The 23,423-nt window shown below is 68.4% G+C and carries 18 protein-coding genes; all 18 read right to left on the bottom strand.

Annotation, left to right across the window (positions count from 1 at the left end; all coding sequences use genetic code 11):
- Window positions 1-2: 2 nt before the first annotated feature.
- The 18 genes from AC5Y3P_RS05000 to AC5Y3P_RS04915 all read right to left on the bottom strand — a co-directional run bounded on the left by AC5Y3P_RS05000 (window position 3) and on the right by AC5Y3P_RS04915 (window position 23,387).
- Entirely contained in the window at window positions 3-1,073 is a 1,071-nt protein-coding gene (locus AC5Y3P_RS05000) for an amidohydrolase family protein (protein WP_500044775.1), read from the bottom strand.
- Window positions 1,073-2,638, bottom strand: a complete 1,566-nt coding sequence (gene ffh / locus AC5Y3P_RS04995) for a signal recognition particle protein (RefSeq protein WP_500044774.1) — start codon at window positions 2,636-2,638, stop codon at window positions 1,073-1,075. The genes AC5Y3P_RS05000 and ffh overlap by 1 nt, the downstream gene beginning before the upstream one ends.
- A 23-nt stretch (window positions 2,639-2,661) precedes the next feature.
- Entirely contained in the window at window positions 2,662-5,133 is a 2,472-nt protein-coding gene (locus AC5Y3P_RS04990; RefSeq protein WP_500044773.1) for a [protein-PII] uridylyltransferase, read from the bottom strand.
- A 76-nt stretch (window positions 5,134-5,209) separates the two neighbouring features.
- Window positions 5,210-5,548, bottom strand: coding sequence for a P-II family nitrogen regulator (locus AC5Y3P_RS04985; protein WP_102142927.1), 339 nt, complete (start codon window positions 5,546-5,548; stop codon window positions 5,210-5,212).
- Between the two features lie 39 nt (window positions 5,549-5,587).
- Window positions 5,588-6,877, bottom strand: coding sequence for an ammonium transporter (locus AC5Y3P_RS04980; RefSeq protein WP_500044772.1), 1,290 nt, complete (start codon window positions 6,875-6,877; stop codon window positions 5,588-5,590).
- 262 nt (window positions 6,878-7,139) lie between these two features.
- The gene (gene ftsY / locus AC5Y3P_RS04975; protein WP_500044771.1) at window positions 7,140-8,477 is read right to left on the bottom strand and encodes a signal recognition particle-docking protein FtsY; all 1,338 of its coding nucleotides are present in this window, start codon (window positions 8,475-8,477) and stop codon (window positions 7,140-7,142) included.
- 37 nt (window positions 8,478-8,514) lie between these two features.
- Window positions 8,515-12,099 (bottom strand): chromosome segregation protein SMC, encoded by a 3,585-nt coding sequence (gene smc, locus AC5Y3P_RS04970; protein ID WP_500044770.1) that lies wholly within the window; start codon window positions 12,097-12,099, stop codon window positions 8,515-8,517.
- A gap of 30 nt (window positions 12,100-12,129) precedes the next feature.
- Window positions 12,130-12,399 carry an acylphosphatase gene (locus tag AC5Y3P_RS04965; RefSeq protein WP_500044769.1) on the bottom strand — a complete coding sequence of 90 codons (270 nt, stop codon included), beginning with the start codon at window positions 12,397-12,399 and terminating at the stop codon, window positions 12,130-12,132.
- Window positions 12,396-12,809 (bottom strand): OsmC family protein, encoded by a 414-nt coding sequence (locus tag AC5Y3P_RS04960; protein ID WP_500044768.1) that lies wholly within the window; start codon window positions 12,807-12,809, stop codon window positions 12,396-12,398. Before AC5Y3P_RS04960 ends, AC5Y3P_RS04965 begins: the two co-directional genes overlap by 4 nt.
- A 27-nt stretch (window positions 12,810-12,836) precedes the next feature.
- A complete protein-coding gene (locus AC5Y3P_RS04955; RefSeq protein ID WP_500044767.1) occupies window positions 12,837-13,616 on the bottom strand; it encodes a hypothetical protein in 780 nt (259 codons plus the stop codon).
- The gene (mutM, locus tag AC5Y3P_RS04950) at window positions 13,616-14,476 is read right to left on the bottom strand and encodes a bifunctional DNA-formamidopyrimidine glycosylase/DNA-(apurinic or apyrimidinic site) lyase (protein ID WP_500044766.1); all 861 of its coding nucleotides are present in this window, start codon (window positions 14,474-14,476) and stop codon (window positions 13,616-13,618) included. Before mutM ends, AC5Y3P_RS04955 begins: the two co-directional genes overlap by 1 nt.
- Window positions 14,476-15,168 carry a ribonuclease III gene (gene rnc / locus AC5Y3P_RS04945; protein WP_500044765.1) on the bottom strand — a complete coding sequence of 231 codons (693 nt, stop codon included), beginning with the start codon at window positions 15,166-15,168 and terminating at the stop codon, window positions 14,476-14,478. The genes mutM and rnc overlap by 1 nt, the downstream gene beginning before the upstream one ends.
- Window positions 15,165-15,749: a YceD family protein gene (locus AC5Y3P_RS04940; RefSeq protein ID WP_500044764.1), complete on the bottom strand. Its 585-nt coding sequence runs from the start codon at window positions 15,747-15,749 to the stop codon at window positions 15,165-15,167. Before AC5Y3P_RS04940 ends, rnc begins: the two co-directional genes overlap by 4 nt.
- 43 nt (window positions 15,750-15,792) lie before the next feature.
- On the bottom strand, window positions 15,793-16,530 hold the full coding sequence (gene sepIVA / locus AC5Y3P_RS04935; RefSeq protein WP_500044763.1) for a cell division protein SepIVA: 738 nt from the start codon (window positions 16,528-16,530) through the stop codon (window positions 15,793-15,795).
- Window positions 16,531-16,619: 89 nt separating this feature from the next.
- The gene (gene coaD / locus AC5Y3P_RS04930) at window positions 16,620-17,096 is read right to left on the bottom strand and encodes a pantetheine-phosphate adenylyltransferase (protein ID WP_500044762.1); all 477 of its coding nucleotides are present in this window, start codon (window positions 17,094-17,096) and stop codon (window positions 16,620-16,622) included.
- Between the two features lie 183 nt (window positions 17,097-17,279).
- Window positions 17,280-19,088 (bottom strand): HNH endonuclease signature motif containing protein, encoded by a 1,809-nt coding sequence (locus tag AC5Y3P_RS04925; protein WP_500044761.1) that lies wholly within the window; start codon window positions 19,086-19,088, stop codon window positions 17,280-17,282.
- 349 nt (window positions 19,089-19,437) lie between these two features.
- A complete protein-coding gene (gene rsmD / locus AC5Y3P_RS04920; protein WP_500044797.1) occupies window positions 19,438-20,007 on the bottom strand; it encodes a 16S rRNA (guanine(966)-N(2))-methyltransferase RsmD in 570 nt (189 codons plus the stop codon).
- A complete protein-coding gene (locus AC5Y3P_RS04915; RefSeq protein WP_500044760.1) occupies window positions 20,004-23,387 on the bottom strand; it encodes a pyruvate carboxylase in 3,384 nt (1,127 codons plus the stop codon). The genes rsmD and AC5Y3P_RS04915 overlap by 4 nt, the downstream gene beginning before the upstream one ends.
- Window positions 23,388-23,423 lie beyond the last annotated feature (36 nt).

The following is a 23,423-nucleotide window of genomic DNA, read 5'->3' as shown; positions in this document are numbered from 1 at the left end:
GCTCAGCTCCGGTAGGCGCGGCCGCGCAGCAGCACCAACTCCGGATGCTGCAGCACACCCGGCTCACGCGGGTCGGCGCCATAGCAGACCAGGTCGGCCGACGCGCCGTGCTCGAGCCCGGGGCGACCCAGCCAGTCCCGCGCCGTCCAGGACGCCGCACCCAGCGCCTCGTCGGCCGACAGCCCCACGCTGCGCAATGCGGCCACCTCGTCGGCGATCCGGCCGTGCGTGATCATCCCGCCGGCGTCGGTGCCCGCGAAGATCGGCACCCCGGCCTCGTGTGCAGCCCCGACCCGCTGATGGCAGCGCTCGTACAGCTCCCGCATGTGCGCGGCGTAGGCCGGGTACTTGCTCGCCCCGGCCGCGATACCGGGGAAGTTCTCGATGTTGATCAGCGTGGGCACCAGCGCGGTGCCGTGTTCGAGCATCAGCGCGATGGTGTCGTCGGTCAGGCCGGTGCCGTGTTCGATGCAGTCGATACCGGCCTTGATCAGGCCCGGCAGCGCGTCCTCGCCGAACACGTGCGCGGTCACCCGGGCACCTTCGGCGTGCGCGGCCTCGATTGCCGCGACCAGGACGTCGTCGGACCACAGCGGAGCCAGGTCCCCGACCGACCGGTCGATCCAGTCCCCCACCAACTTGACCCAGCCGTCGCCGTACCGGGCCTGCTCGGCGACGTAGCGGGGCAGCTCGGTCTCGTCTTCGATGTCGATCGGCAGACCGGCGATGTAGCGCTTGGGCCGGGCCAGATGCCGGCCGGCGCGGATGATCCGCGGCAGGTCCTCACGTTCGTCGAAGCTGCGGGTGTCGACCGGGGATCCGGCATCGCGCAACAGCAGCGCACCGACGTCGCGCTCGGTTTCGGCCTGCTGCACCGCCTCGTCCAGCGACGTGGCTCCGTGCGGGCCCAGCCCGACGTGGCAGTGCGCGTCGACCAGGCCGGGGATGATCCAGCCGCCGTCGAACACCGTGGTTGCGTCGGCGACCGGTTCGGCACTGAGCCGGCCGTCGATCACCCACCACTGCACGGGTTGCCCGTCGGGCAACCCGATGCCGCGCAGGTGCAGCCGCACTAACCCCTGCCCGGGAACTTCAGCTTGGACAGGTCGAAATCGGCCAGACCGGGCGGCAACTCGTCGAGCCCGGCCGGCATCTGCGACAAGTCCGGGAAACCGCCCGGCAAGCCCAGCGGATTGGGCGCCTTCGGCTGCGTCGGCCCCTTGCCCTTGGCCCGCCCCTTCTTGCCCTTGGCGTTCTTACCGCCCTTGCGGCTCTTGGACTTTCGCATCCCCGAGCCCGGGAAGCCGAACTGCCCGGCCATCGAGGACATCATCTTGCGGGCCTCGAAGAACCGGTCCACCAGCTGGTTGACCTCGGACACCGCCACACCGGAACCGTTGGCGATGCGCAGCCGCCGCGAGGCGTTGATGATCTTCGGGTCGGCCCGTTCGGCCGGCGTCATACCGCGGATGATGGCCTGCAGCCGGTCGAGTTGTTTGTCGTCGACGGCGGCCAACGCGTCTTTCATCTGACCGGCGCCGGGCAGCATGCCCAGCAGGTTGCCGATCGGCCCCATCTTGCGGATGGCCAGCATCTGCTCGAGGAAGTCCTCCAGCGTCAACTCGCCGGAGCCGATCTTGGCGGCGGCCTCTTCGGCCTTCTGCGCGTCGAAGACCTGCTCGGCCTGCTCGATCAGGCTCAGCACGTCGCCCATGCCCAGGATGCGCGACGCCATCCGGTCGGGGTGGAAGACGTCGAAGTCCTCGAGTTTCTCGCCGGTGGAGGCGAACAGGATCGGCACGCCGGTGATCTCGCGCACCGACAGCGCGGCGCCGCCGCGCGCGTCGCCGTCCAGCTTGGTCAGCACGACGCCGGTGATGCCGACCCCGGAGCCGAACGCCTCGGCCGTGGTCACCGCGTCCTGACCGATCATCGCGTCCAGCACGAACAGCGTCTCATCGGGCTGCACGGCGTCACGGATGGCCGCGGCCTGCGCCATCAGCACGTCGTCGATACCCAACCGGCCCGCGGTGTCGACGATCACGACGTCGTAGTGCTTGGCCTTGGCCTCGGCCAGACCGGCGCCGGCCACCGACACCGGGTCACCCGGGCCGGCTCCCTCGGTCTCGGCGGCATCGGCGGCGGTGCCCGGGTGCGGCGCGAACACCGCGACACCGGCGCGCTCACCGACGATCCGGAGCTGATTGACCGCGCCCGGCCGCTGCAGGTCACAGGCCACCAGCAACGGGGTATGCCCTTGATCCTTAAGCCATTTCGACAGCTTGCCGGCCAGCGTGGTCTTACCTGCACCCTGCAGACCGGCCAGCATGATCACGGTCGGCGGGTTCTTGGCGAACACCAGCGGACGGGTTTCGCCGCCGAGGATGCCGATCAGCTCCTCGTTGACGATCTTGACGACCTGCTGCGCCGGGTTCAGCGCACCGGAGACCTCGGCGCCGCGGGCGCGCTCCTTGATCCGCGCGATGAACGCGCGCACCACGGGCAGCGAAACGTCGGCCTCGAGCAGCGCCAGACGGATCTCGCGGGCGGTGGCGTCGATATCTGCGTCGGTCAGCCGGCCCTTGCCGCGCAATCCGGCCAGGGCACCGGTCAACCGGTCGGACAGGGATTCAAACACGCAGTCAGCCTAATGGACGCGGCTCAGCCGGCGGCTTCCGCCGGTTTGGCCGGCGGCGGGCTGGGCAGCACCCGGTACAGCGCGCGCTCCAGTTCGGTGCGCACGTCGTCGGAGCGCTCGTCGGGCACCTCCAGGCAGAACACGTCGATCACCGAGGAACCCAGCGTGGTCACCTTGGCCCAGGACACGTCCACGCCGGACCGCTCGAACACGCCGGTCAACTCCGCGAGCAGACCGCGCCGGTCGGTGGAGCGGATCTCGACCAGCAGCTGCCCCGGCCCGGCCCGGTGCCACAGGATTCGGGGCGGCGCCTGGGTGACCGCGATCGGCACACTGGCCTGCGGTTCCCCCACCAGCGGTCCGTTCCGGGCCGCCTCATGTTCGCGCGCCTGCAACGCGGCGATCACGTCCAGCTGGCCGCGCAGCGCCAAGACCAGCTGCTGGCGCAGCAACTCGGCGGCCGGCGGCGAACCGAAGTGCGGCGACACCACGAACGTGTCGACGGCCGCTCCGGCATGGCTGTTGACCGACGCCGAATGCACCCGTAGCGAGTTCAGCGCCATCACGCCGGCGGCCTTGGACAGTGCGCCGCGCCGGTCCGGTGCGATCATCGTGACGTTGTAGACGTGCACACCGTCGCCCGGCGACAGTTCGACGTGCACGCCGCCGCCGGCGGCCAGCTCCAACAGCCGCGGTTCGATCGGGTCGGCCTGCGGCAGCGGCTCACCGGACATCACCAACCGGCACCGGCGTACCAGATCACCGATCAGCGACGCCTTCCAATCTCCCCACACCCCGGGCCCGGTGGCCCGCGAGTCGGCCTCGGCCAGCGCATCCAGCAGTTCCAGCAGCACCAGGTCGCGGCCCAGCGCCTCGACGACGCCGGCGATGACGTCCGGGTCATCGAGGTCCTTGCGGGTGGCGGTGTCGGGCAGCAGCAGGTGGTAGCGCACGATCGCCGACAGCGTCTCGACGTCCGAGGGCCACAAACCCAGCCGGGTGCCGATCTGGGTGGCCAGCTCGGCACCGATCACACTGTGGTCGCCGCCGCGACCCTTACCGATGTCGTGACACAGCGCACCCAGCACCAACAGGTCCGGTCGCGACACTCGGGTGGTGAAAGCGCTTGCTCGCGAGACGGTTTCGATCAGGTGCCGATCCACCGTCCAGATGTGCACGACGTCGCGCGGCGGCAGGTCGCGGACCGCGCCCCACTCCGGGAATAGCCGGCCCCACAGTCCGGTGCGGTCCAGTGCCTCGACCGTGGCGACCGCGGTGGGTCCCGCGCTGAGCATCACCAGCAGATCCTTGAGCGCCGGCCGCGGCCACGGGGCGCGCAGCTCGGGCGCGGATGCGGCCAGCCGACTCAGCGTGGACGCCGACATCGGCAGGCCGGTGGTGGCCGACGCCGCCGCCACCCGCAGGATCAGGCCCGGATCGCGTTCGGGTCGGGCTTCGCGGGCCAGCACCACTTCGCCGTTGAACTCCACCACGCCTTCGTCCAGCGGTCGGCGCACCGGGCGGCGCAGCACCGACAGTCCCCGTCTGGGCAGCGCGTTGCCGGCCGTGCGCAGGCCGGCGTCGACGTAGTAGCTGATCGTGCGGGCGGCGTCGGAGAGCGCACGGGCCAGGTCGAACCGGTCGCCGATGCGCAACGCGGCGCCGATCTCGTCGGCGTGCTGGGCCAGCAGCACGTCGCGCCCGCGGCCGGCCACCCGATGCAACTCGGTGCGGACATTGAGCAGGGTCATGTGCGCCTCGCCCAGCGAGCCGGTGGGCGAAGCCAACGACTGGTTGGGATAGACGTCGGCGAGCTGGGCGATGGCCAACGCATTGAGCAGCTGGATGTCCCGCAGTCCGCCGCGACCGCATTTGAGATCCGGCTCGGCGCGGTGCGCGATCTCGCCGCTGCGCTGCCAACGTGCCTTGGTGTGTTCGACGAGCTCGGCGAACCGCGGCGCGATGCCGGTTCGCCACTGTCTACGGGCCCCGCCGGTCAGCAACCCGGACAGTTCGGCATCTCCGGCGATGTGCCGGACTTCGAGCATGGCCAGGCCGGCCGAGATGTCGTCGTTGGCCACCCGCAACGCCTCGGGCACCGTGCGCACACTGTGGTCGAGTCGAATGTTGGCGTCCCACAACGGATACCACAGCATTTCGGCGACCTGGGAGACGACGTCGGTGGGCATGTTGTCATGCAGCAGCGTCAAATCCAGGTCGGAGTAGGGCACCAGTTCGCCCCGGCCCAGGCCGCCGGTCGCCACGATGGCGAAGCCACTGGTGGCGGTGATGTTCAGCTCGGTGGCCTTGCTGGTGAGCCAGAATTCGTGCAGGTCCAGCAGCGCGTCGCGCAATGCGGCTGAATCCAGTTGCCGGGCAACGCCACTCATCAGCGCGGCGACCGCCTTGGTCAGGTCGGTGGCGGGTTTGTTCGACACCTCCGCCGGAGCCTGCCAACGGGCGGCTCCGGCGGCCGAATCTGGTGTCTGCTTCATATCGTCCTCCCAGGGTTGGTATCCGATCGGTGCCACCGGGGCAGCCCCGGTGAGGACGACTAGAAACCGTTGGGAATCAAAGGGCGTCGCTGCCGCGCTCGCCGGTGCGCACCCGCACGACGGTGTCGACCGGGCTGACCCAGACCTTCCCGTCGCCGATCTTGCCGGTGCGCGCAGCCTGCACGATCACGTCGACCACCTTGTCGACCGCGGAATCGTCGACGACGACCTCAACGCGCACCTTGGGCACGAAATCCACCGAGTACTCGGCACCGCGGTAGACCTCGGTGTGTCCCTTCTGCCGGCCGTAACCCTGGACTTCACTTACGGTCATACCGAGGATGCCAGTCTGCTCCAGGCCGGTTTTGACGTCTTCGAGCGTGAATGGCTTGACGATCGCCGTGATCAACTTCATTTAGTCGCTTCCTTCCAAGACACTGTCGATTCTTCCCGATCAGGCGAGCTCATAAGCAGTTTCTGCATGCACGGTTTCATCGATGCCAGTGTGTTCGTCTTCCTTGCTGATTCGCCAGCCCAACGGCTTGACGGCGTAGGCGATGATCGCGGTCATGATCGCAGTAAACACCACGGCCGACAGTGCGATGACGATCTGCACCACCAACTGCTTGTAGTCACCGCCGGTGAACAGACCGGTTTCGGTGGCGAAGAAGCCCAGCGACACGGTGCCCCACAGGCCGGCCACCAGGTGCACGCCAACCACGTCGAGTGAATCGTCGTAGCCCAGCTTGTACTTCAGTGCGACCGCCAGCGAGGCCAGCGCACCGGCGATCGCGCCGACCACCAACGACCAGATCGGGGTGAGATTGCCACAGGCCGGCGTGATGGCGACCAAGCCCGCGACGATGCCCGAGGCCGCGCCCACGCTGGTGGCGTGACCGTCGCGCAACCGCTCGACCAGCAACCAGCCCATCATCGCTGCCGCGGTGGCCGCGGTGGTGTTGACCCAGACCAGGCCGGCAGCCGCGTCTGCGGCACCCTCGGAACCCACGTTGAAGCCGAACCAGCCGAACCACAGCAGGGCCGCGCCGAGCATCACGAACGGAATGTTGTGCGGGCGGAACGCGGTGCGGCCGAACCCGGCACGCTTGCCCAGCAGGATGGCCAGGATCAGCGCGGCCATACCGGCGTTGATGTGAACCACTGTGCCACCGGCGAAGTCGATCGGACTGACCGCGGCCGAGACATTGCCTTCGTCGTCGGTGACCGTGCCGAAGATCTTCGCGGCGATCCCACCTTCAGCACCCGACAGCAGGCCGCCACCCCAAACCATGTGGGCCAGCGGGAAATACACCAGGGTCACCCAAACGCCGCCGAATACCAGCCAGGTGCCGAACTTCATCCGCTCGGCCACCGCACCGCTGATCAGCGCAACCGTGATGACCGCGAAGGTGAGCTGGAAGGCGACCCACACGATTGCCGGCACCGAACCGAATCCACCGGCCACATACGAGGTGACGTCGCCGACCTCTTGGGTGTCCATCAGTTGGTTGACGCCGAACAGCGTGAACGGATTGTCGAAGATGCCCAGGAAGTCGCTGCCGCCGGTGTGACTCGACGCGAACGACATCGAGTATCCCCACAGCACGTAGATGATGCTGACCAGGCCCATCGAGCCGAACGACATCATCATCATGTTGAGGACGGACTTCTGCCGGGACAGGCCGCCGTAGAAGAACGCCAGGCCGGGAGTCATCAGCAGCACCAGCGCGGCAGATGCCAGCACCCACGCAGTATCACCGGCGCTCAGGCCGTCTGGCCCGAAGGGCTTGAAGGCATCGTCTGGCAGTGCCAGCACGACATCCGATAGGGCAAAGACCACTTTGTGTGAACCTCCTTGCGAAGTACGCCGACGAGATCGGCCTCCCGAGAAGGTTCTTTTGCCGCGGTTTCACCGGTGATTCTGTTGTGTTTCTTGCGCGTGAACGGGTTTCCCGGTGCCGTTACGCTCATGTTTCACGCGGTGCGGTTGATGCTCCGCGCCGCGCTCAGCCCAACAGAGCGTCGACGAACGCGCCCGGCTCGAACGGTGCCAGGTCATCGGGCCCCTCGCCCAAGCCGACCAGCTTGACCGGCACACCGAGCTCCTGCTGCACCCGGAACACGATGCCGCCCTTGGCCGTACCGTCCAACTTGGTCAGCACCACGCCGGTGATGTCGACCACCTCGCCGAACACCTTGGCCTGCGCCAGACCGTTCTGCCCGATCGTGGCGTCGAGCACCAGCAGCACCTCGTCGACCGCGGCGCGTTTGCTGACCACCCGCTTGACCTTGCCCAGCTCGTCCATCAGGCCGGTCTTGGTGTGCAACCGTCCGGCGGTATCGATCACCACAACGTCGGCCCCGTTCTCGATGCCCTTGTCGACCGCGTCGAAGGCCACCGACGCCGGATCGGCGCCCTCCGGCCCACGCACCACCTCGGCACCCACCCGGGACGCCCAAGCCTGCAACTGATCGGCGGCGGCCGCCCGGAAGGTGTCGGCCGCGCCCAGCACCACGCGTCGACCGTCGGCGACCAGGACTCGGGCCAGTTTGCCGACCGTCGTGGTCTTGCCGGTGCCGTTGACGCCGACCACCAGCAGCACCGACGGCGCCGCATCGTGCGGCAGCGCCCGGATCGAGCGGTCGAATTCCGGGTGCAGTTCGTCGATCAGCGCCTGGCGCAGCACCGCGCGGGCATCGGCACCGGTGCGCGCACCGCTGGCGACCAGCTTGGCGCGCAGCTGGGTCATCACCGCTGCGGTGACTGTCGGACCGAGGTCGGCGATCAGCAGGGTTTCCTCGACCTCGTCCCAGGAGTCCTCGTCCAGGTCGCCACCGCCGAGCAGGCCCAGCACACTGCGGCCCAACGCATTCTGCGACTTGGCCAGCCGACCACGCAGGCGGTCCAGCCGGCCTTCGATCGGCGCGATCTCATCGAGTGCCGGGACCGCAGGTTCAGGTTCAGGTTCCGGTGCCGGCTCCGGCACCGGCTCCGGCCCGGGCGCGGGCTCCGGCGCAGGCTCCGGCTCGGGCTGCGGCTCGGGTTGCACGACCTCGGCCGGCGGCGCCGTATCGGCTTCGGGCAGGTAGACGTTGGAAATGGTGCGCTTGGGCGAATCACGCGGCACCTCGGCGTCGTCGCCGACCGAGGGGGCCTGATCCTCGGTGCGACTGAACGTGATACCCGACGACGCGGTGTACCCGCCCGAGCGGTCCAGCGACTTGGTCTCGTCCTCGACCAGGCTGATCCGGCTGCGGCGGTACCGCACCAGGCCGATCACCAGTGCGGTGATGAGCAGTGCGGCGACGACTACGGCTATCGCGATCCAGGCTTCGGTTGGCATCCGGCCATTCTTCCAGCCGCGCCGGTGTGACCTGGACTCAGCCGGTGCCGGCCAGCTCCTGCCCGCGCATCCGCTGCGAGATCACCTGCGTGATGCCGTCGCCCTGCATGGTGACGCCGTAGAGCGCGTCGGCAATCTCCATGGTCGGCTTCTGGTGGGTGATCACGATCAACTGCGACTTCTCCCGCAGCTGCTCGAACAATCCGATCAGCCGGCGCAGGTTGACGTCGTCGAGCGCGGCCTCCACCTCGTCCATCACATAGAACGGTGACGGCCGGGCCCGGAAGATCGCGACCAGCATCGCCACCGCGGTCAGCGACTTCTCCCCACCGGACAGCAGCGAGAGCCGTTTGACCTTCTTGCCCGGTGGTCGGGCCTCGACCTCGACGCCGGTGGTCAGCATGTCCGACGGATCGGTCAGCAGCAGCCGGCCCTCACCGCCCGGGAACAGCGAGGAGAACACCTGACTGAACTCACGTTCCACGTCGTTGTAGGCCTCGGTGAACACCTGCAGGATGCGCGCGTCGACTTCCTCGACCACGTCGAGCAGATCCTTGCGCGCCGCCTTGACGTCCTCGAGCTGCGTGGACAGGAAGTTGTAGCGCTCCTCGAGCGCGGCGAACTCCTCGAGCGCCAGCGGGTTGACCCGGCCCAATTCGCCCAGCTCCCGCTCGGCGCGTTTGGCGCGCCGTTCCTGGGTGGGCCGGTCGAACGGCATCGGCGCCGGTGCGGTCACCTGCTCACCACGCTCGCGGGCCTGCTCGTACTCGGCCAGCTCGAGTTCGGTGGGCGGCAACGGCACCTCCGGCCCGTACTCGGCGATCAGGTCTGCCGGGGCCATGCCGAATTGCTCGAGCACCTGCTGTTCGAGTTGCTCGACGCGCATCGCGGCCTGCGCCTTGGCCACCTCGTCGCGGTGCAGCGAATCGGTCAGCGCGGTGATCCGGGCGTTGAGCCCCTCCACCTCTTCCCGGGCTGCGGTCAGCGCCGTGTTCTGCTGGCGACGTTGCTCGGCGAGCCGATCGCGGGTGCTCGAAGCCACCGCGACGACGGCGGCCAACCGCTCGGCGACCCCTCGGCCGGACTCGGCCACCGCAGCGGCGACGGCCGCGGCATGCTCACGTGCGGCCCGAGCTCGTTGCGCGCGCAACCGCGCCTCGCGCTCGGCCGCAGCCGCTCGGCGCAGTGAATCAGCCCGTCCCCGAACGGCATTGGCGCGTTCCTCAGCGGTGCGCACGGCCAGCCGGGCCTCCACCTCGGCGGTGCGCGCAGCCTCGGCGGCAGCGGCGAAACGCTCCCGGTCCACCGGCCCCTCGGTCGCCACGCTCGGGGCGGCCTGCGCGTTGTGCAACCGGGCCTCGAGCTCACCGAGTTCGGCGACGGTTTGCTCACGGCTGGCTTCGAGCTCGTCGCGCTGGGTCTGCTGACGCTTCCACTCCTCGTTGGCGATCCGGGCTTCCTGGCCCAGCCGGCCCAACTGCTCGTAGATCTGCGAGATCGCGGCATCGGACTCGTTGAGCGCAGCCAACGCCTGCTCGGCGGCGTCCTGGCGCGCGGTCTGCTCGGCCAGCGCGCCGGAGAGCGCAGCGGACAGCTCCTCGCCCTGCTGTTCGGCGGCGGCCAACTCGGCGCGCGCGGCCTCGATCGCCGAGGTGATCTCCAGCGTGGACGGTTTGCGGTCCGAGCCACCCTGGATCCAGCCCGGGCCCACCAGGTCGCCGTCGGCGGTGACCGCCCGCAGCGTCGGCTCGGCCGCCACCACTTGCAGCGCCGCGCCGATCTCGGAAACCACCACAACGTCGGTCAGCAGCGCAGAGATCGCGCCGCGCAGCCGCGGCGCCGGGTCGACCAGGTCCAAAGCCCACTGCGCACCGGCCGGCAACGCAACGTTGTGGCGCGGTCGCTGCGGCCAGTCCCCCAGCACGATCGCCGCGCGCCCACCGTCGGCCGACTTGAGCGCCTCGATTGCGCGTCGGGCGGCGTCGCGATCATCGGCGGCCAGCGCGTCGGCGGCTGAACCCAGCACCGCGGCGAGCGCCACCTCGTGACCTGGCCGAACCTTGAGCAGTGTCGCGACCGAACCGAAAAGTCCGGTCTCGCCGTGGTTTTCGACCAGCCAGGCGGCACCGTCCTTGCGGTCCAGGCTGACCGACAACGCATCGATGCGGGCCTGCAGCGAAGCGACCAGACGTTCGGCGCCGCGCTCGGCGGCCTGCAGTTCGGCCACCCGTTCGTCGGCGACCCGCAATGCGGCCACGGTGCGGTCATGATGTTCGTCGAGGCCGACCTCGCTCTGGTCCAGCTCGCCGACCTTGCTCTGCACGGTCTCGAACTCGGCCTGCGCGTGCTGTGCGCGCGCCGCCGCGTCCTCGATGCCCTCCGAGAGTCGGTTCACCCGCTCGTCGATCGACTCCACCCGGGCCCGCATGGTCTCCACCTGACCGGCCAGTCGGGCCAGCCCTTCTCGGCGGTCGGCCTCGGCCCGCACCGCGGCCAGGTGCGCCTTCTCGGCGTCGGCGGCCACCCGCTCGGCCTCGCCCAGCTCGGCGCGGGTGGCGTCCAGCCGGATCCGGGCCTGCTCGAGCTCACCCAGCAGCTCTTCTTCGAGCGCGGCCACCTGCTCGGCTTCGGCGTCGAGTTCGTCGGGATCGCGTCCGCCGGTGCTCACCGGCTCGGCGTCCAGATGTTGGGCGCGCTCGCTGGCGATGCGCACGGTTGCGCTGACCCGTTCGGCCAGCGCGGACAGCGAAAACCAGGTCTGCTGAGCGCGTTCGGCCTGCTCGCTGAGGGTTTCGACGGCGGCCTCGTGGGCCGCGAGTTCCTCCGCGGCCACGGCCAATCGGCTGGCTACCTCGTCGTGCTCACGGCGCAGCGCGGCCTCGGTGCCACCGACGCCGGCGAACTCGGTCTGCCGGGTGACCAGGTCGTCGGCGGCCAACCGCAGCCGCGCGTCGCGCAGATCGGCCTGGATGGTGGCTGCCCGACGCGCCATCTCGGCCTGCCGGCCCAGCGGCTTGAGCTGGCGGCGCAGCTCGGTGGTCAGGTCAGTCAGCCGGGCCAGGTTGGCCGCCATCGCGTCCAGCTTGCGAACGGCTTTTTCCTTGCGTTTGCGGTGCTTGAGCACCCCGGCGGCCTCTTCGATGAACGAACGCCGGTCCTCCGGGCGGGACTCCAGGATCTGGCTGAGCCGGCCCTGCCCGACGATGACGTGCATCTCGCGGCCGATGCCGGAGTCGCTGAGCAACTCTTGGATGTCCATCAGGCGGCAGCTGGAGCCGTTGATCTCGTACTCGCCGGCGCCGTCCCGGAACATCCGGCGGGTGATCGACACCTCGGAGAACTCGATCGGCAGCGCGTTGTCGGAGTTGTCGATGGTCAGCGTGACCTCGGCGCGGCCCAGCGGCGCGCGCGAGGACGTGCCGGCGAAGATGACGTCTTCCATCTTGCCGCCGCGCAGGGTTTTCGCGCCCTGTTCGCCCATCACCCAGGCCAGCGCGTCCACCACGTTGGATTTGCCCGACCCGTTGGGCCCGACGACGCAGGTGATCCCCGGTTCGAACCGCAGAGTCGTCGGCGCAGCGAAGGACTTGAAGCCCTTCAGCGTCAGACTCTTGAGGTGCATGGCGTGCCAGCGTACCGGCTGAGAGCTCGGCTACCGCTCAACGAACCCGGCGATTGGCTCCGGATCGTCGGTCCAATCGGCCACCACTTTGTCCACTCGGCCCGGCGGCGTCGGCCCGTTCAGCAGGTCCAGCAGGCTCTCGCAGGCCGCTCGGGGGCCCTGCGCCACCACCAGCACCCGCCCGTCGGGCTGGTTCTTGGCGTAACCGGTGAGCCCGAGCTCCAGTGCCCGGGAGCGGGTCCACCAGCGGAAACCCACCCCCTGGACGCGGCCGTGCACCCACGCGGTGAGCCGGATCACGAGCGTCCGTCGTCGATCTGAAAGCTGACCTCGGTGCCCGACTTCAGCGTCCGGCCCACCGTGCAGACCTGGTCGATCGCCCGCCCGACCACAGTGCGCACCCGCTCGGCCTCGGCCTCGGTCAGACCGGACAGGTCGATGCGCAGCGTCTCGTCCAGGTGCAGATAGATTTCGAGCTCCCGGTCGGCCGCACCGGACACGGTCAGCGTGGCTGCGTAGTCGTCGCCGAGCCGGCGCGCCAGTGGCTGATCGCTGGCCATGCCGCTACAGGCGGCCAACGCGATCTTCATCAGCTCGCCGGGGGTGAAGACGCCGTCGACGTCTTCGGAGCCCACCAGCACCTCCGCGCCCCGAGAGCTGCGTCCGGTGTAGCGGCGGGTGCCGGTGCGTTCGACCCACAGTTCGGTCATTTGTCTCATTCTCCCGACGATCGTGCGCTAGCCCAGATAAACATCGATGTCTGAGGCTAATTCACGCATCCGCTTGGCGATCGAGCGAGGTCGCGGTGTCGCTCCGGCCGGGTACCTGATGATGTGCGGCTGCCGAGCCCCCTGGTAGAAGATCCGCCAGACATGGGTGTAGGCGATCCCGCCGGAAACCTCGTTGGGAAAGTGCACGATCCGGTGGACCTCGCGCCAGAGCAGGAAGCCCGGATTGTCATCGGTTGGTGGCCAGCCGATTCCATCCGCGGTCAGGTACATGTGCACCCGGTTGCGCGCACGCAGGATCCGCACCGGAAGCGCACCCAGCGCCAGCGCCGGCAGCGTCGCTACACCGATCAACAGGATCGCCGTACCGACCGCTGCGAGGCCGGTGGCCTCGAGCTTGTCGAGGCGTTGTTCCGGGGTGAACTCGGCCAGCCGCTGCAGCCCCGCGACCACCAGCCAGACCGCCGGCACCGTCGCCGCGGTCATCAGCCAGAACACCAGACCGAACCGACTTCGCACCTGCACCAGGGCTGCCTCGGCCACACCGTCCGGCAGACGCCCACTTGGTCTCGGCCCGACCAGAGCCGACCGGAAAGTGGCGAACCCGTACGGGCCTGCCACTGCCGGCACCCCGAAGAAAACCCACAAGCCATCGAACTCGTCGCCGCGGACAGCCCCGATGATCCCGAGCAACGCCCCGATCAGCAGCACTAACGTGATCGCACCCAGTACCACGACCAGCGGGGTGAGGTGGAACTTCGGCCGGGGCCGTGGCTGATAGCGAGTCATCAACTACGCGGTCTGGGTTGACATTTCGGGCAGTAGAACGACGATCGGTTCATGAACTTCTCCCGGCGCATGATCGCCCCGCAGCGCCGGCACGGTTCGCCTTCTCTGCCATAGGCGTCCAGGGACCGCTCGAAGTAGCCGGATTCACCGTTGACGTTGACATATAGCGAATCGAACGAGGTCCCACCTTGGGCCAGCGCATCGTGCATGACGTCGGCCGCACCGTCGAGCAGTTCGGCCAGTTTGGGTTTGGTCAGCTTGCCGGCCAGTCGCGCCCCGTGCACCTTGGCCCGCCACAGCGCCTCGTCGGCGTAGATGTTGCCGATCCCGGAGACCACGGTCTGATCCAGTAGTTGACGCTTGATCTCAGAATGCTTGCGCCGCAACAGTTTTACCACTGCATCGCGGTCGAACAGCGGGTCCAGGGGATCCCGCGCGATATGCGCGACCGGGGATGGCACCAACTGGCCGGAGTGGTCGTCGGCCTCGGTGAGTTCGGTCAGCATCCAGCCGCCGAAGGTGCGTTGGTCGACGAAACTGAGCGCGGTGCCGTCGTCGAGCAGTGCGCTGATGCGGACGTGCTCTTCGCGCGCCACCGGGCCGATCAGCATCTGCCCGCTCATCCCGAGGTGCACGACGAGGGCTTGGTCGCCGCCATCGAGCAGCAGCCAGAGGAACTTGCCGCGCCGACCGGTGCCGGTGACGTGCGCGTCGAGCAGCCGGCCGGTCAGATCAGTCGCTCCCCCGATGTGCCGACGCACCGCGCGGGGGTGGTGCACGCGCACCGCGGTGATGGTGCGGCCGACCACGTGCTCGGCCAGACCACGCCGAACCACCTCGACCTCGGGCAGTTCGGGCATCAGTCTTGCTGGTCCAGCGCCATCCAGGCGGTCGAGGCGGCCTTCTGCTCGGCCTCCTTCTTGGACCGTCCGACCCCGGAGCCGTACTCGATGTCGGTGACGACCACGGTTGCGGTGAACTGCTTGTCGTGGTCGGGTCCGGTCGAGGTGACGTGGTAGTGTGGCGGCCCCAGACCGCGGGCGGCGGTCAATTCCTGCAGACTGGTCTTCCAATCCAGGCCGGCGCCCAGCGTGACCGCGGTGTCGAGCAGCGGCCCGAACAACCGCAGGATCACCTCGCGCGCCACCTCGATGCCGTGCTGCAAGTACACCGCTCCCAGCAGCGACTCCATCCCATCGGCCAGGATGCTCGCCTTGTCGGCGCCGCCGGTGTTGACCTCGCCGCGGCCGAGCAGCAGACAAGCGCCCAGCCCGCCGGCTAGCCCGCGGGCGACGCCGGCCAACGCCTGGGTGTTGACCACGCTGGCGCGCAGCTTGGCCAGGTCACCTTCGGAACGTTCCGGGTAGCGGTGGAACAGCTCGTCGGTGATGGTCAGCCCGAGCACCGCGTCGCCGAGAAACTCCAGCCGTTCGTTGGTGGGCAGCCCGCCGTGTTCGTAGGCGTAGCTGCGGTGGGTCAGCGCAAGGGTGAGCAGATCGTCGGCAAGCTCTACCCCCAACTCTTCGAGTAACCGTTGACGACCTTCACTCACCGCGAATCCTCGGGCTTCTCGGGAAGTTTCAGCTCTGCCAGCTTGGCCCAGCGTGGGTCGATCAGCTCGTGGGAGTGCTCGGGCCCGGCGGTTGCCAGCGCGACACCGCATTGCGGACACAGTCCCGGGCAGTCCGGCGAACACAACGGTGAGAGCGGCAACGCCAGGCCGACGGCGTCGACCAGGGTTTGTTCGATGTCGACCCGGTCGTCGACGACGTGACCTACTTCGTCGGCCTCGGCGGTGGCTTCGGTGATGCTGCCCGGATACGCGAACAGTTCGGTCAGATCAAGCGTGATGTCGTCGTCGAACTGCGAAAGGCAGCGCGCACATTCACCCGTCAGCGGCGCGGTGGCGGTGCCGCTGACCAGCACCCCTTCCGACACCGACTCCAGCCGCATGTCCAGCTCGATGGGTGCGCCTTCCGGGATGGCGATCAGATCCAGACCGATGCGGGCGGGTGCCGGCACGGTTTCGGTCACGGTTCGGATCGTTCCGGGCCGACGGCCCAGCCTGGACACATCCAGCGACAGCGCAGAGGTCGGATGTCGGTGCGCTGCTCCGCTATTGGTCCTGCCCATTCCCCCAGTCTACGATCTCGGGGCGTTCCCGAGTGCAGACCTCTCAGCGCTGCACGTAGTCGTGGGTTCCGGCGGCGGTGCGCAGCTGATGGCGGCCACGATTGACCGAGCGCAGTGTGCCGTTGAGGTAGTCCTCGAATTCCGCGAGCTTGTTGTCGACGTAGATGTCGCATTCACCGCGCAGCCGGTCGGCTTCGACGTGTGCTGCGTCGACCAGGCGGGTCGCCTCGGCGTTGGCGGCCGTGACCACCTCGGTCTGCGAGACCAGTCGCTGCTGCTCCTTGATGCCTTCTTGCACGGCCTTCTCATAGGAGATGTTGCCGTTCTCGACCAGCCGGTCGGCTTCGGCCTTGGCCCGACTTACCGCGGTCTCGTATTCCCGCTTGGCGTTGGCGGACAGCCGGCTGGCTTCCTCGCGTGCTTCGGTGACCATCCGGTCGCAGTGCGCGCGGGCTTCGGCGACCATCCGGTCAGCCTGGGATTTCGCGTCCGCGAGCAACCGGTCGGCCTCGGCGCGCGAATGCCCCAGCGTGGATTCGGCCTCGGCGGTGGCCGATGCCACCATGCCGTCGGCGTGCGCCTTGGCGTCGCGCAGCATGCCGTCCCGGGCGTCCAGCACGTCCTGGGCGTCGTCGAGTTCGCCGGGGATGGCGTCCTTGATGTCGTCGATCAGTTCCAGCACGTCACCGCGGGGCACTACGCAACCCGCGGTCATCGGGACGCCACGCGCCTCCTCGACAATCGCACCCAACTCGTCGAGCGCTTCAAAGACTCGGTACACGATGCACCCTCCAGGCCTAGTCGTTGTTACCAGTGTGCCTGGTGTTACCTCTGTGACTCGGTTGCCCGGCCCGGTGTGTCGCGATCAAGTCAGCCGCGCAACTTCTCCGCCAGTCGCTGGTTGACCACGTCCGGCAGCAACTTGGACACGTCACCGCCGAGCCCGGCCACCTCCTTGGCCAGCGACGAGGACACGAACGAGTACTGCGGGGCGGTCGCCACGAAGAACGTGTCCACGCCGGCGACATGGCGGTTCATCTGGGCCATCTGCAATTCGTATTCGAAGTCGGTGCCGGTACGCAGCCCCTTGACGATCGCAGTGAACCCGCGCGCCTTGACGAAGTCCACCACCAGTCCCTGGCCCGCCTCTACGCGCAGATTGGGCAGATGCCCGGTGGCGGATTCGATCAACTCGATGCGCTCCTCGGCCGTGAAGGTCCCCTTCTTGTTGGGGTTCACCAGCACGGCCACGATCACCTCGTCGAACTGCGCGGCTGCGCGTTCGAAGACGTCGATGTGGCCGAGCGTCACGGGATCGAAGGAACCTGGGCAGACGGCGCCACTCATGGCTGACGACGGTAGCAGTTCCGGCCCGCCGGCGACATGGACGTGTGCAGGTCGTCATCGAAAGGCCCCGCGGTCGCGCCGGCACAGGCAGGCCGGTGCGGAATCCCCTATTACCCAAACACAATTCGCATCCGAGCAAAGTTCGCGCCTTGGCTTGTCGATGCATGTTCGTTCTCCGCCCGGTTAGAAGGCTGGGTCTTCGGGGTTGGTGGGTTTGTAGTCCGGTGGTGGTGGCGGTGCCGGTGGTGTTCGGTATTTCTTGCGGGTGGCGTTGTTGTGGGCGCGTTCGGTTTTGCGGCGTTGGGCGGTTTCGGCGGCACGGGTGCGTCGGCGGGTGGGCATCCTGAGCCCGCGGTCGCCCTGGCTGGGGGTGGTCGGCGGTGGTTGATAGTTGGTCGGTGCCGGTGTGGTGGTGTCGAAGTCCGGTAGCGGCAGGCGGCAGCCTGGAATCGTTCGGTATTGGTGGCCGGTGGGGCTGGTCCAGATGATGGTGCCGTCGGGCAGTTGCCGGTCGGTCCAGTCGGTCCAGAAGGTGCGCAATAGGTGGTGTTTTCGGCATAGTTGGCGCAGGTTGGCGGGGTGGGTGGGCCCGCCCGGATACGGGGTGGCGTGGTCGATGTCGCAGGCTTTGGCGGTGCAGCCGGGGAAGCGGCAGGTCAGGTCGCGCATCCGGATGTAGCGGGCCAGTTTGCGCGACGGCCGATACCGCGGTTCGGGTTCCTCATCGGGGGTGCGTAGCTCTTTGATCGTGGCCCCGGCGCGTAGCAGCGCGGCCAGCAGTGCCGGCGGGATGATCGCGCCGCCCAGGGCAATCGCCGGCCGCGGCGGCGGTGGCGGCGGTGGCGGTGGTGGTTCTGGTGGTGGTGGGGGCGCGCCTCCATCGTCTCCATCGTCGTCCGGCGGCGGCTCCGGTGGCAGTGGGTCCTGCGGTGGGGGTGCAGCGAGGTTCGGGTAGCGGGGCGGTGTTCGGGTCGAGTCGCTCCGATCGCGGATGCCGGCATCGGGTTCGACAGCCGGTTCGGCAGGCTCGGCGGCCTCGGCTGCTCGGGCTGGTGTCTGGGCTGGTGTCTGGGCGTGGGCGGTGTCGGCCATGGTGGTGTGGGTGGTGTCGCGCCAGTCGCGTTGGCCAGCCAGGTGCTGGGCGCGGTCGGTGTTGTGTTGTTCGGCTTGGGTGATCGCGGCGGCTTGGGCCAGGATGTGGATCACCACCGCTTCGGCGGCGACCGGGTCGGGGCGGGTTTTGGCGCAGTCCGGGTTTGCGCATTGGCAGGTCAGGTGGTCGGCTTTGGCGGCGATCGCTCCCAGCGCATCGGAGCGCAACTGCCCGGCGGTGCGCGGGTCGTCGCGGCACACGGTCTTGGTCAGCGCGGTGATGCGGTCGCCGAGCAGTTGGGCGTGCGGACCCAGCAGCGCCCCGTAGATGGAGGTCAGGCCGGTCTCATCGTGGGGTTTGCCGAACTTGATGTCACGGCGCAGTTCAGCGCGCTCGTAGAGCTCGGCGGCGTCGGGATCGTGGGCGGTGATGATGGTGTCGATGGCATTGTCGACCGCACCGTCGGAGAGCCGGCCGAACTGCTCACCGACCTTGGCGACCTCGGCATCCACGGCCGCGATGGCGTCCTCGGTGACGTTGCGGGTGCGATAGGAGATGGTCGCAGCGCTGCGGGCACTGATATCGCCCCGACGCAGCAATTCGGCGGTCTTGGGTAGGCGCTCTTTGAGCGAGAGGGCCAAGTGGAGTTGGTTGGCGGCGCGGCGGTGGGTGAGGTTCATCGCCGCGGCCACATGGGCGGCGGTGTAGTCGAAGCCGTCGCAGGCCCACCGGGCGGTGTCGTCCTCGGGGGTGTCGAGGTGGCGGGCGGCGAACTCGGCGATGGCTTGCAGGCGGGCGGCTGCGGCGGCGGCCTCGAAGCGGGTGGTGTCCTCGATCGCGGTGATCAGCGCGGCGTCATCAGATTGCCGTAACGCGTCCCGATCCAGGAGTTCGAACATACTTTCGATTCTAGGTTCGGCGTCGGACACGCGTGACAATCCGAACCCCGATCTGGGGATGAAACACGAACTGTGCATAACCCCACCAGCGAACAGGATTCGCGCAGGTAAAAAGGGGTTGACGAGCCGGGAACTCCGCCGGCGAGCCGGGAGCTCCGCCGGCGGGCGAGGGCCGCCGCCGGCGGACTCCAGGAGCCGGTTGCCTCACGGCAAGTGCGCGCCTGGGTGATTCGTTGCCTCACTCAACCGTGCGCGCGTGCAGACCAGCGGGACGGCTCACTCACGCGATCGCGTATTCAGTTCAGATGCCCGCAACTGTCCAGCGCGGGCACCAGCCTGACGCATCAGCTCAGCCGAGGAGTTCGGCCATCTCCAACCGGGTATCGCCATAGCGCCGTTCCCGCAGCACCTCCCAGCCATCTGGCCAGCGAACCGCCGGGCCGGCCGCGGCTCGTTCCAGGACTGCCACCGCTCCCCTTGCGGCCCAAGCATTTTCGGTCAGCAACTGCAATACGCCTTCGAGCTCCGCCGCCTCGACCTCGTACGGCGGGTCGGCGAACACCAGATCAAACGCCGACGGTGCGGGACCGGAAAGCACGGAGGCCACGGTGCCACGGTGCACCGAAGCGCCACCCAGCCCCACCGCCTTGATGTTCTTGTCGATCACCGCTGCAGCCCGGGCGTCGGCCTCGACGAACAGCGCCGAAGCAGCGCCACGCGACAGCGCTTCCAGCCCCAGCGCACCCGACCCGGCGTACAGATCCAGCACCGCGCAGCCGTCAAAGTCCAGCCGCGCCGTCAGCACGTTGAACAATGATTCGCGTACCCGGTCGGTGGTCGGTCGGGTCCCGGATCCGGAACGCTGCTGCGGCACCGAAATTCGCCGTCCCCGTGCGGCTCCGGCGATGATCCGGGTCAGCTGATCACCACCAACAGGTCACCGCCTTCGACCTGCGCGGTGGCCGAGACGGCGGTGCGCGCCACGGTGCCGGCCTTGGGCGCCGTGATCGCGGCCTCCATCTTCATCGCTTCGATGGTCGCAATGGTCTGACCGGCCTCGACTTCGTCGCCGGTGTCCACCGAAACGGTCACCACACCGGCGAACGGCGCCGCCACATGGTCCGGATTGGCCCGGTCGGCCTTCTCGGCGGTCGGGACGTCGGCCGCGATGCTGCGATCCCGGACCAACACCGGACGCAACTGTCCGTTGATGATGCACATCACGGTGCGCATGCCGCGCTCGTCGGGCTCGGAGACGGCCTCCAGGCCGATCAGCAACTCGACGCCCTTCTCCAGCTTGACCCGGTGCTCCTCGCCTCGACGCAGACCGTAGAAGAACTGGTTGGCCGACAAACTGGTGGTGTCGCCATATTCCTCGCGATGCGCTTCGAACTCGCGGGTCGGAGCGGGGAACAGCAGCCGGTTCAGCGTGGCCTGACGTTTGGGTCCCGGGTTGGCCAGCAGGGCTTGGTCCTCGTCGGAGAGTTCCTCGACGGGTTTGGCCGGGCCGCGACCTTCGAGAGCCTTGGTGCGCAACGGTTCTGGCCAGCCACCGGGTGGATCACCGAGTTCGCCACGCAGGAATCCGATCACCGAGTCCGGGATGTCGTAGCGAGCCGGGTCGGCAGCGAACTCGTCGGCATTGATACCGGCACCCACCAACGCCAGCGCCAGATCGCCCACCACCTTGCTCGACGGGGTCACCTTGACCAGCCGGCCCAGCACCCGGTCGGCTGCTGCGTAGTTGGCTTCGATCTGTTCGAACTGGTCACCCAGGCCGAGCGCGATGGCCTGCTGCCGCAGGTTCGACAACTGCCCACCGGGAATCTCATGGGTGTACACCCGACCGGTCGGCGCGGGCAGTCCGGATTCGAACGGCGCGTAGACCTTTCGCAACCCCTCCCAGTACGGCTCCAGTTCGCAGACCGCATCCAAGGAGAGCCCGCTGTCGTATTCGGTGTGCCCGGAGGCCGCCACGATCGAGCTCAACGCCGGCTGACTGGTGGTACCGGCCAGTGGAGCGGCGGCACCGTCGACTGCGTCGGCGCCGGCGTGCCAAGCGGCCACATAGGTGGCCAGCTGACCGCCCGGGGTGTCATGGGTGTGCACGTGCACCGGCAGGTCGAAGCGCTCCTTGAGCGCCGCGACCAGGGTCTGGGCCGCAGGCACCCGCAGCAAGCCGGCCATGTCCTTGATCGCCAGCACGTGCGCACCGGCCTCGACGATCTGCTCGGCCAGCCGCAGGTAGTAGTCCAGCGTGTACAGCTTCTCGTTCGGATCGGACAGGTCTCCGGTGTAGGACATCGCGACTTCGGCTACCGCAGTGCCGGTTTCCCGCACGGCATCGATGGCCGGCCGCATCGAATCGACGTTGTTCAACGCGTCGAAGATCCGGAAGATGTCCACCCCGGTAGCGGTAGCCTCCGCGACGAACGCGTGCGTGACCAGCTCCGGATACGGCGTGTAACCCACCGTGTTTCGGCCCCGCAGCAGCATCTGCAGGCAGATGTTCGGCAACGCTTCGCGCAGCGACGCCAGCCGCTCCCACGGGTCTTCCTTCAAGAACCGAAGCGCCACATCGTAAGTCGCACCGCCCCAGCACTCCATCGACAGCAGCTGCGGGGTCATCCGCGCGATGTAGGGGGCCACCATCATCAAGCCGTTGGTGCGAATCCTGGTGGCCAACAACGACTGATGGGCATCGCGGAACGTGGTCTCGGTGATCAGCAGCGCTTTGGAGTCCCGCATCCAGCGGGCGAATCCCTCCGGACCCAGTTCGACCAGCTTCTGCTTGGAGCCGGCCGGCGGCGGCGCCTTCAGATCGATCGCCGGCAACTTGTCGTGCGGGTAGGCCGTCGACGGTCGCGGGCCGTGCGGCTGATTGACCGTCACATCGGCCAGGTAGTTCAAGATCTTGGTGCCACGGTCAGCGCTGCTGCGCGCGGTCAGCAGTTGCGGGCGTTCGTCGATGAAGCTGGTGGTGACCCGGCCGGCCAGGAAGTCCGGATCGTCGAGCACAGCTTGCAGGAACGGGATGTTCGTCGAGACACCACGGATTCGGAACTCCGCGACCGCTCGCCGGGCCCGGCGCACCGCGGTCGCGAAATCGCGTCCCCGGCAAGTCAATTTGACCAGCATCGAATCGAAGTGCGCGCTGACCTCGGCACCCAGGTGAGTGCCACCGTCGAGTCGGATGCCGGCGCCGCCGGGCGTGCGATAGGCGCTGATCCGTCCGGTGTCCGGCCGGAAACCGTTCGCCGGGTCTTCGGTGGTGATCCGGCACTGCAGCGCGGCACCGTGCGGGACGATCGAATCCTGGCGCAGGCCAAGGTCTTCCAGGGATTCACCGGAAGCGATCCGAAGCTGTGCGGAGACCAGGTCGACGTCGGTGATCTCCTCGGTGACGGTGTGCTCGACCTGGATCCGGGGGTTCATCTCGATGAACACGTGATTGCCTCGCTCGTCGAGCAGGAACTCCACGGTGCCGGCGCAGGTGTATCCGATCTGCCGCGCGAAGGCGACGGCGTCCGAGCAGATCTGGTCCCGCAGTTCGGGATCCAGGTTGGGCGCGGGTGCCAACTCGATGACCTTCTGGTGCCGACGCTGCACGCTACAGTCGCGCTCGTAGAGGTGGATCACGTTGCCGTGGTTGTCGGCCAGGATCTGCACCTCGATGTGCCGCGGGTTGACGACGGCCTGCTCGAGGAACACCGCCGGATCACCGAAGGCAGCGTCGGCTTCCCGGGAGGCCGCCTCGATCGCCTCGGCCAGATCGCCGCGTTCGGCGACCCGGCGCATGCCGCGGCCACCGCCGCCGGCGACCGCCTTGACGAACAGCGGGAACTGCATGTTCTCTGCGGCCGCCAGCAGCTCCGGCACCGACGACGACGGCTCCGACGAGTCCAGCACCGGCAGTCCCGCGGTCCGCGCGGCCGCGATGGCGCGGGCCTTGTTGCCGGTCAGTTCCAGTACCTCGGCGGTGGGGCCGACGAAGGTGATGCCGGCCGCGGCGCAGCGGGCGGCCAGCTCGGGGTTCTCGGACAGGAAGCCGTAGCCGGGGTAGACGGCGTCGGCTCCGGCGGCCTTGGCGGTCGCCACGATCTGTTCCGGGTTCAGGTAGGCCCGAACCGGGTGGCCCTGTTCGCCGATCTGGTAGGACTCGTCGGCCTTGAGCCGGTGCACCGAGTTGCGGTCCTCATACGGGTAGACCGCGACGGTCTGGATGCTCAATTCGTATGCAGCGCGGAATGCCCGAATCGCGATCTCACCGCGATTGGCAACCAGGACCTTCGAGATCACCACAAACTCCTTCTTCCGCGCCGGGCAACCGGCGGA

It is taken from the genome of Mycobacterium sp. NGS45, from assembly GCF_059812645.1.
This window is presented reverse-complemented; position numbering and strand designations above follow the sequence as displayed.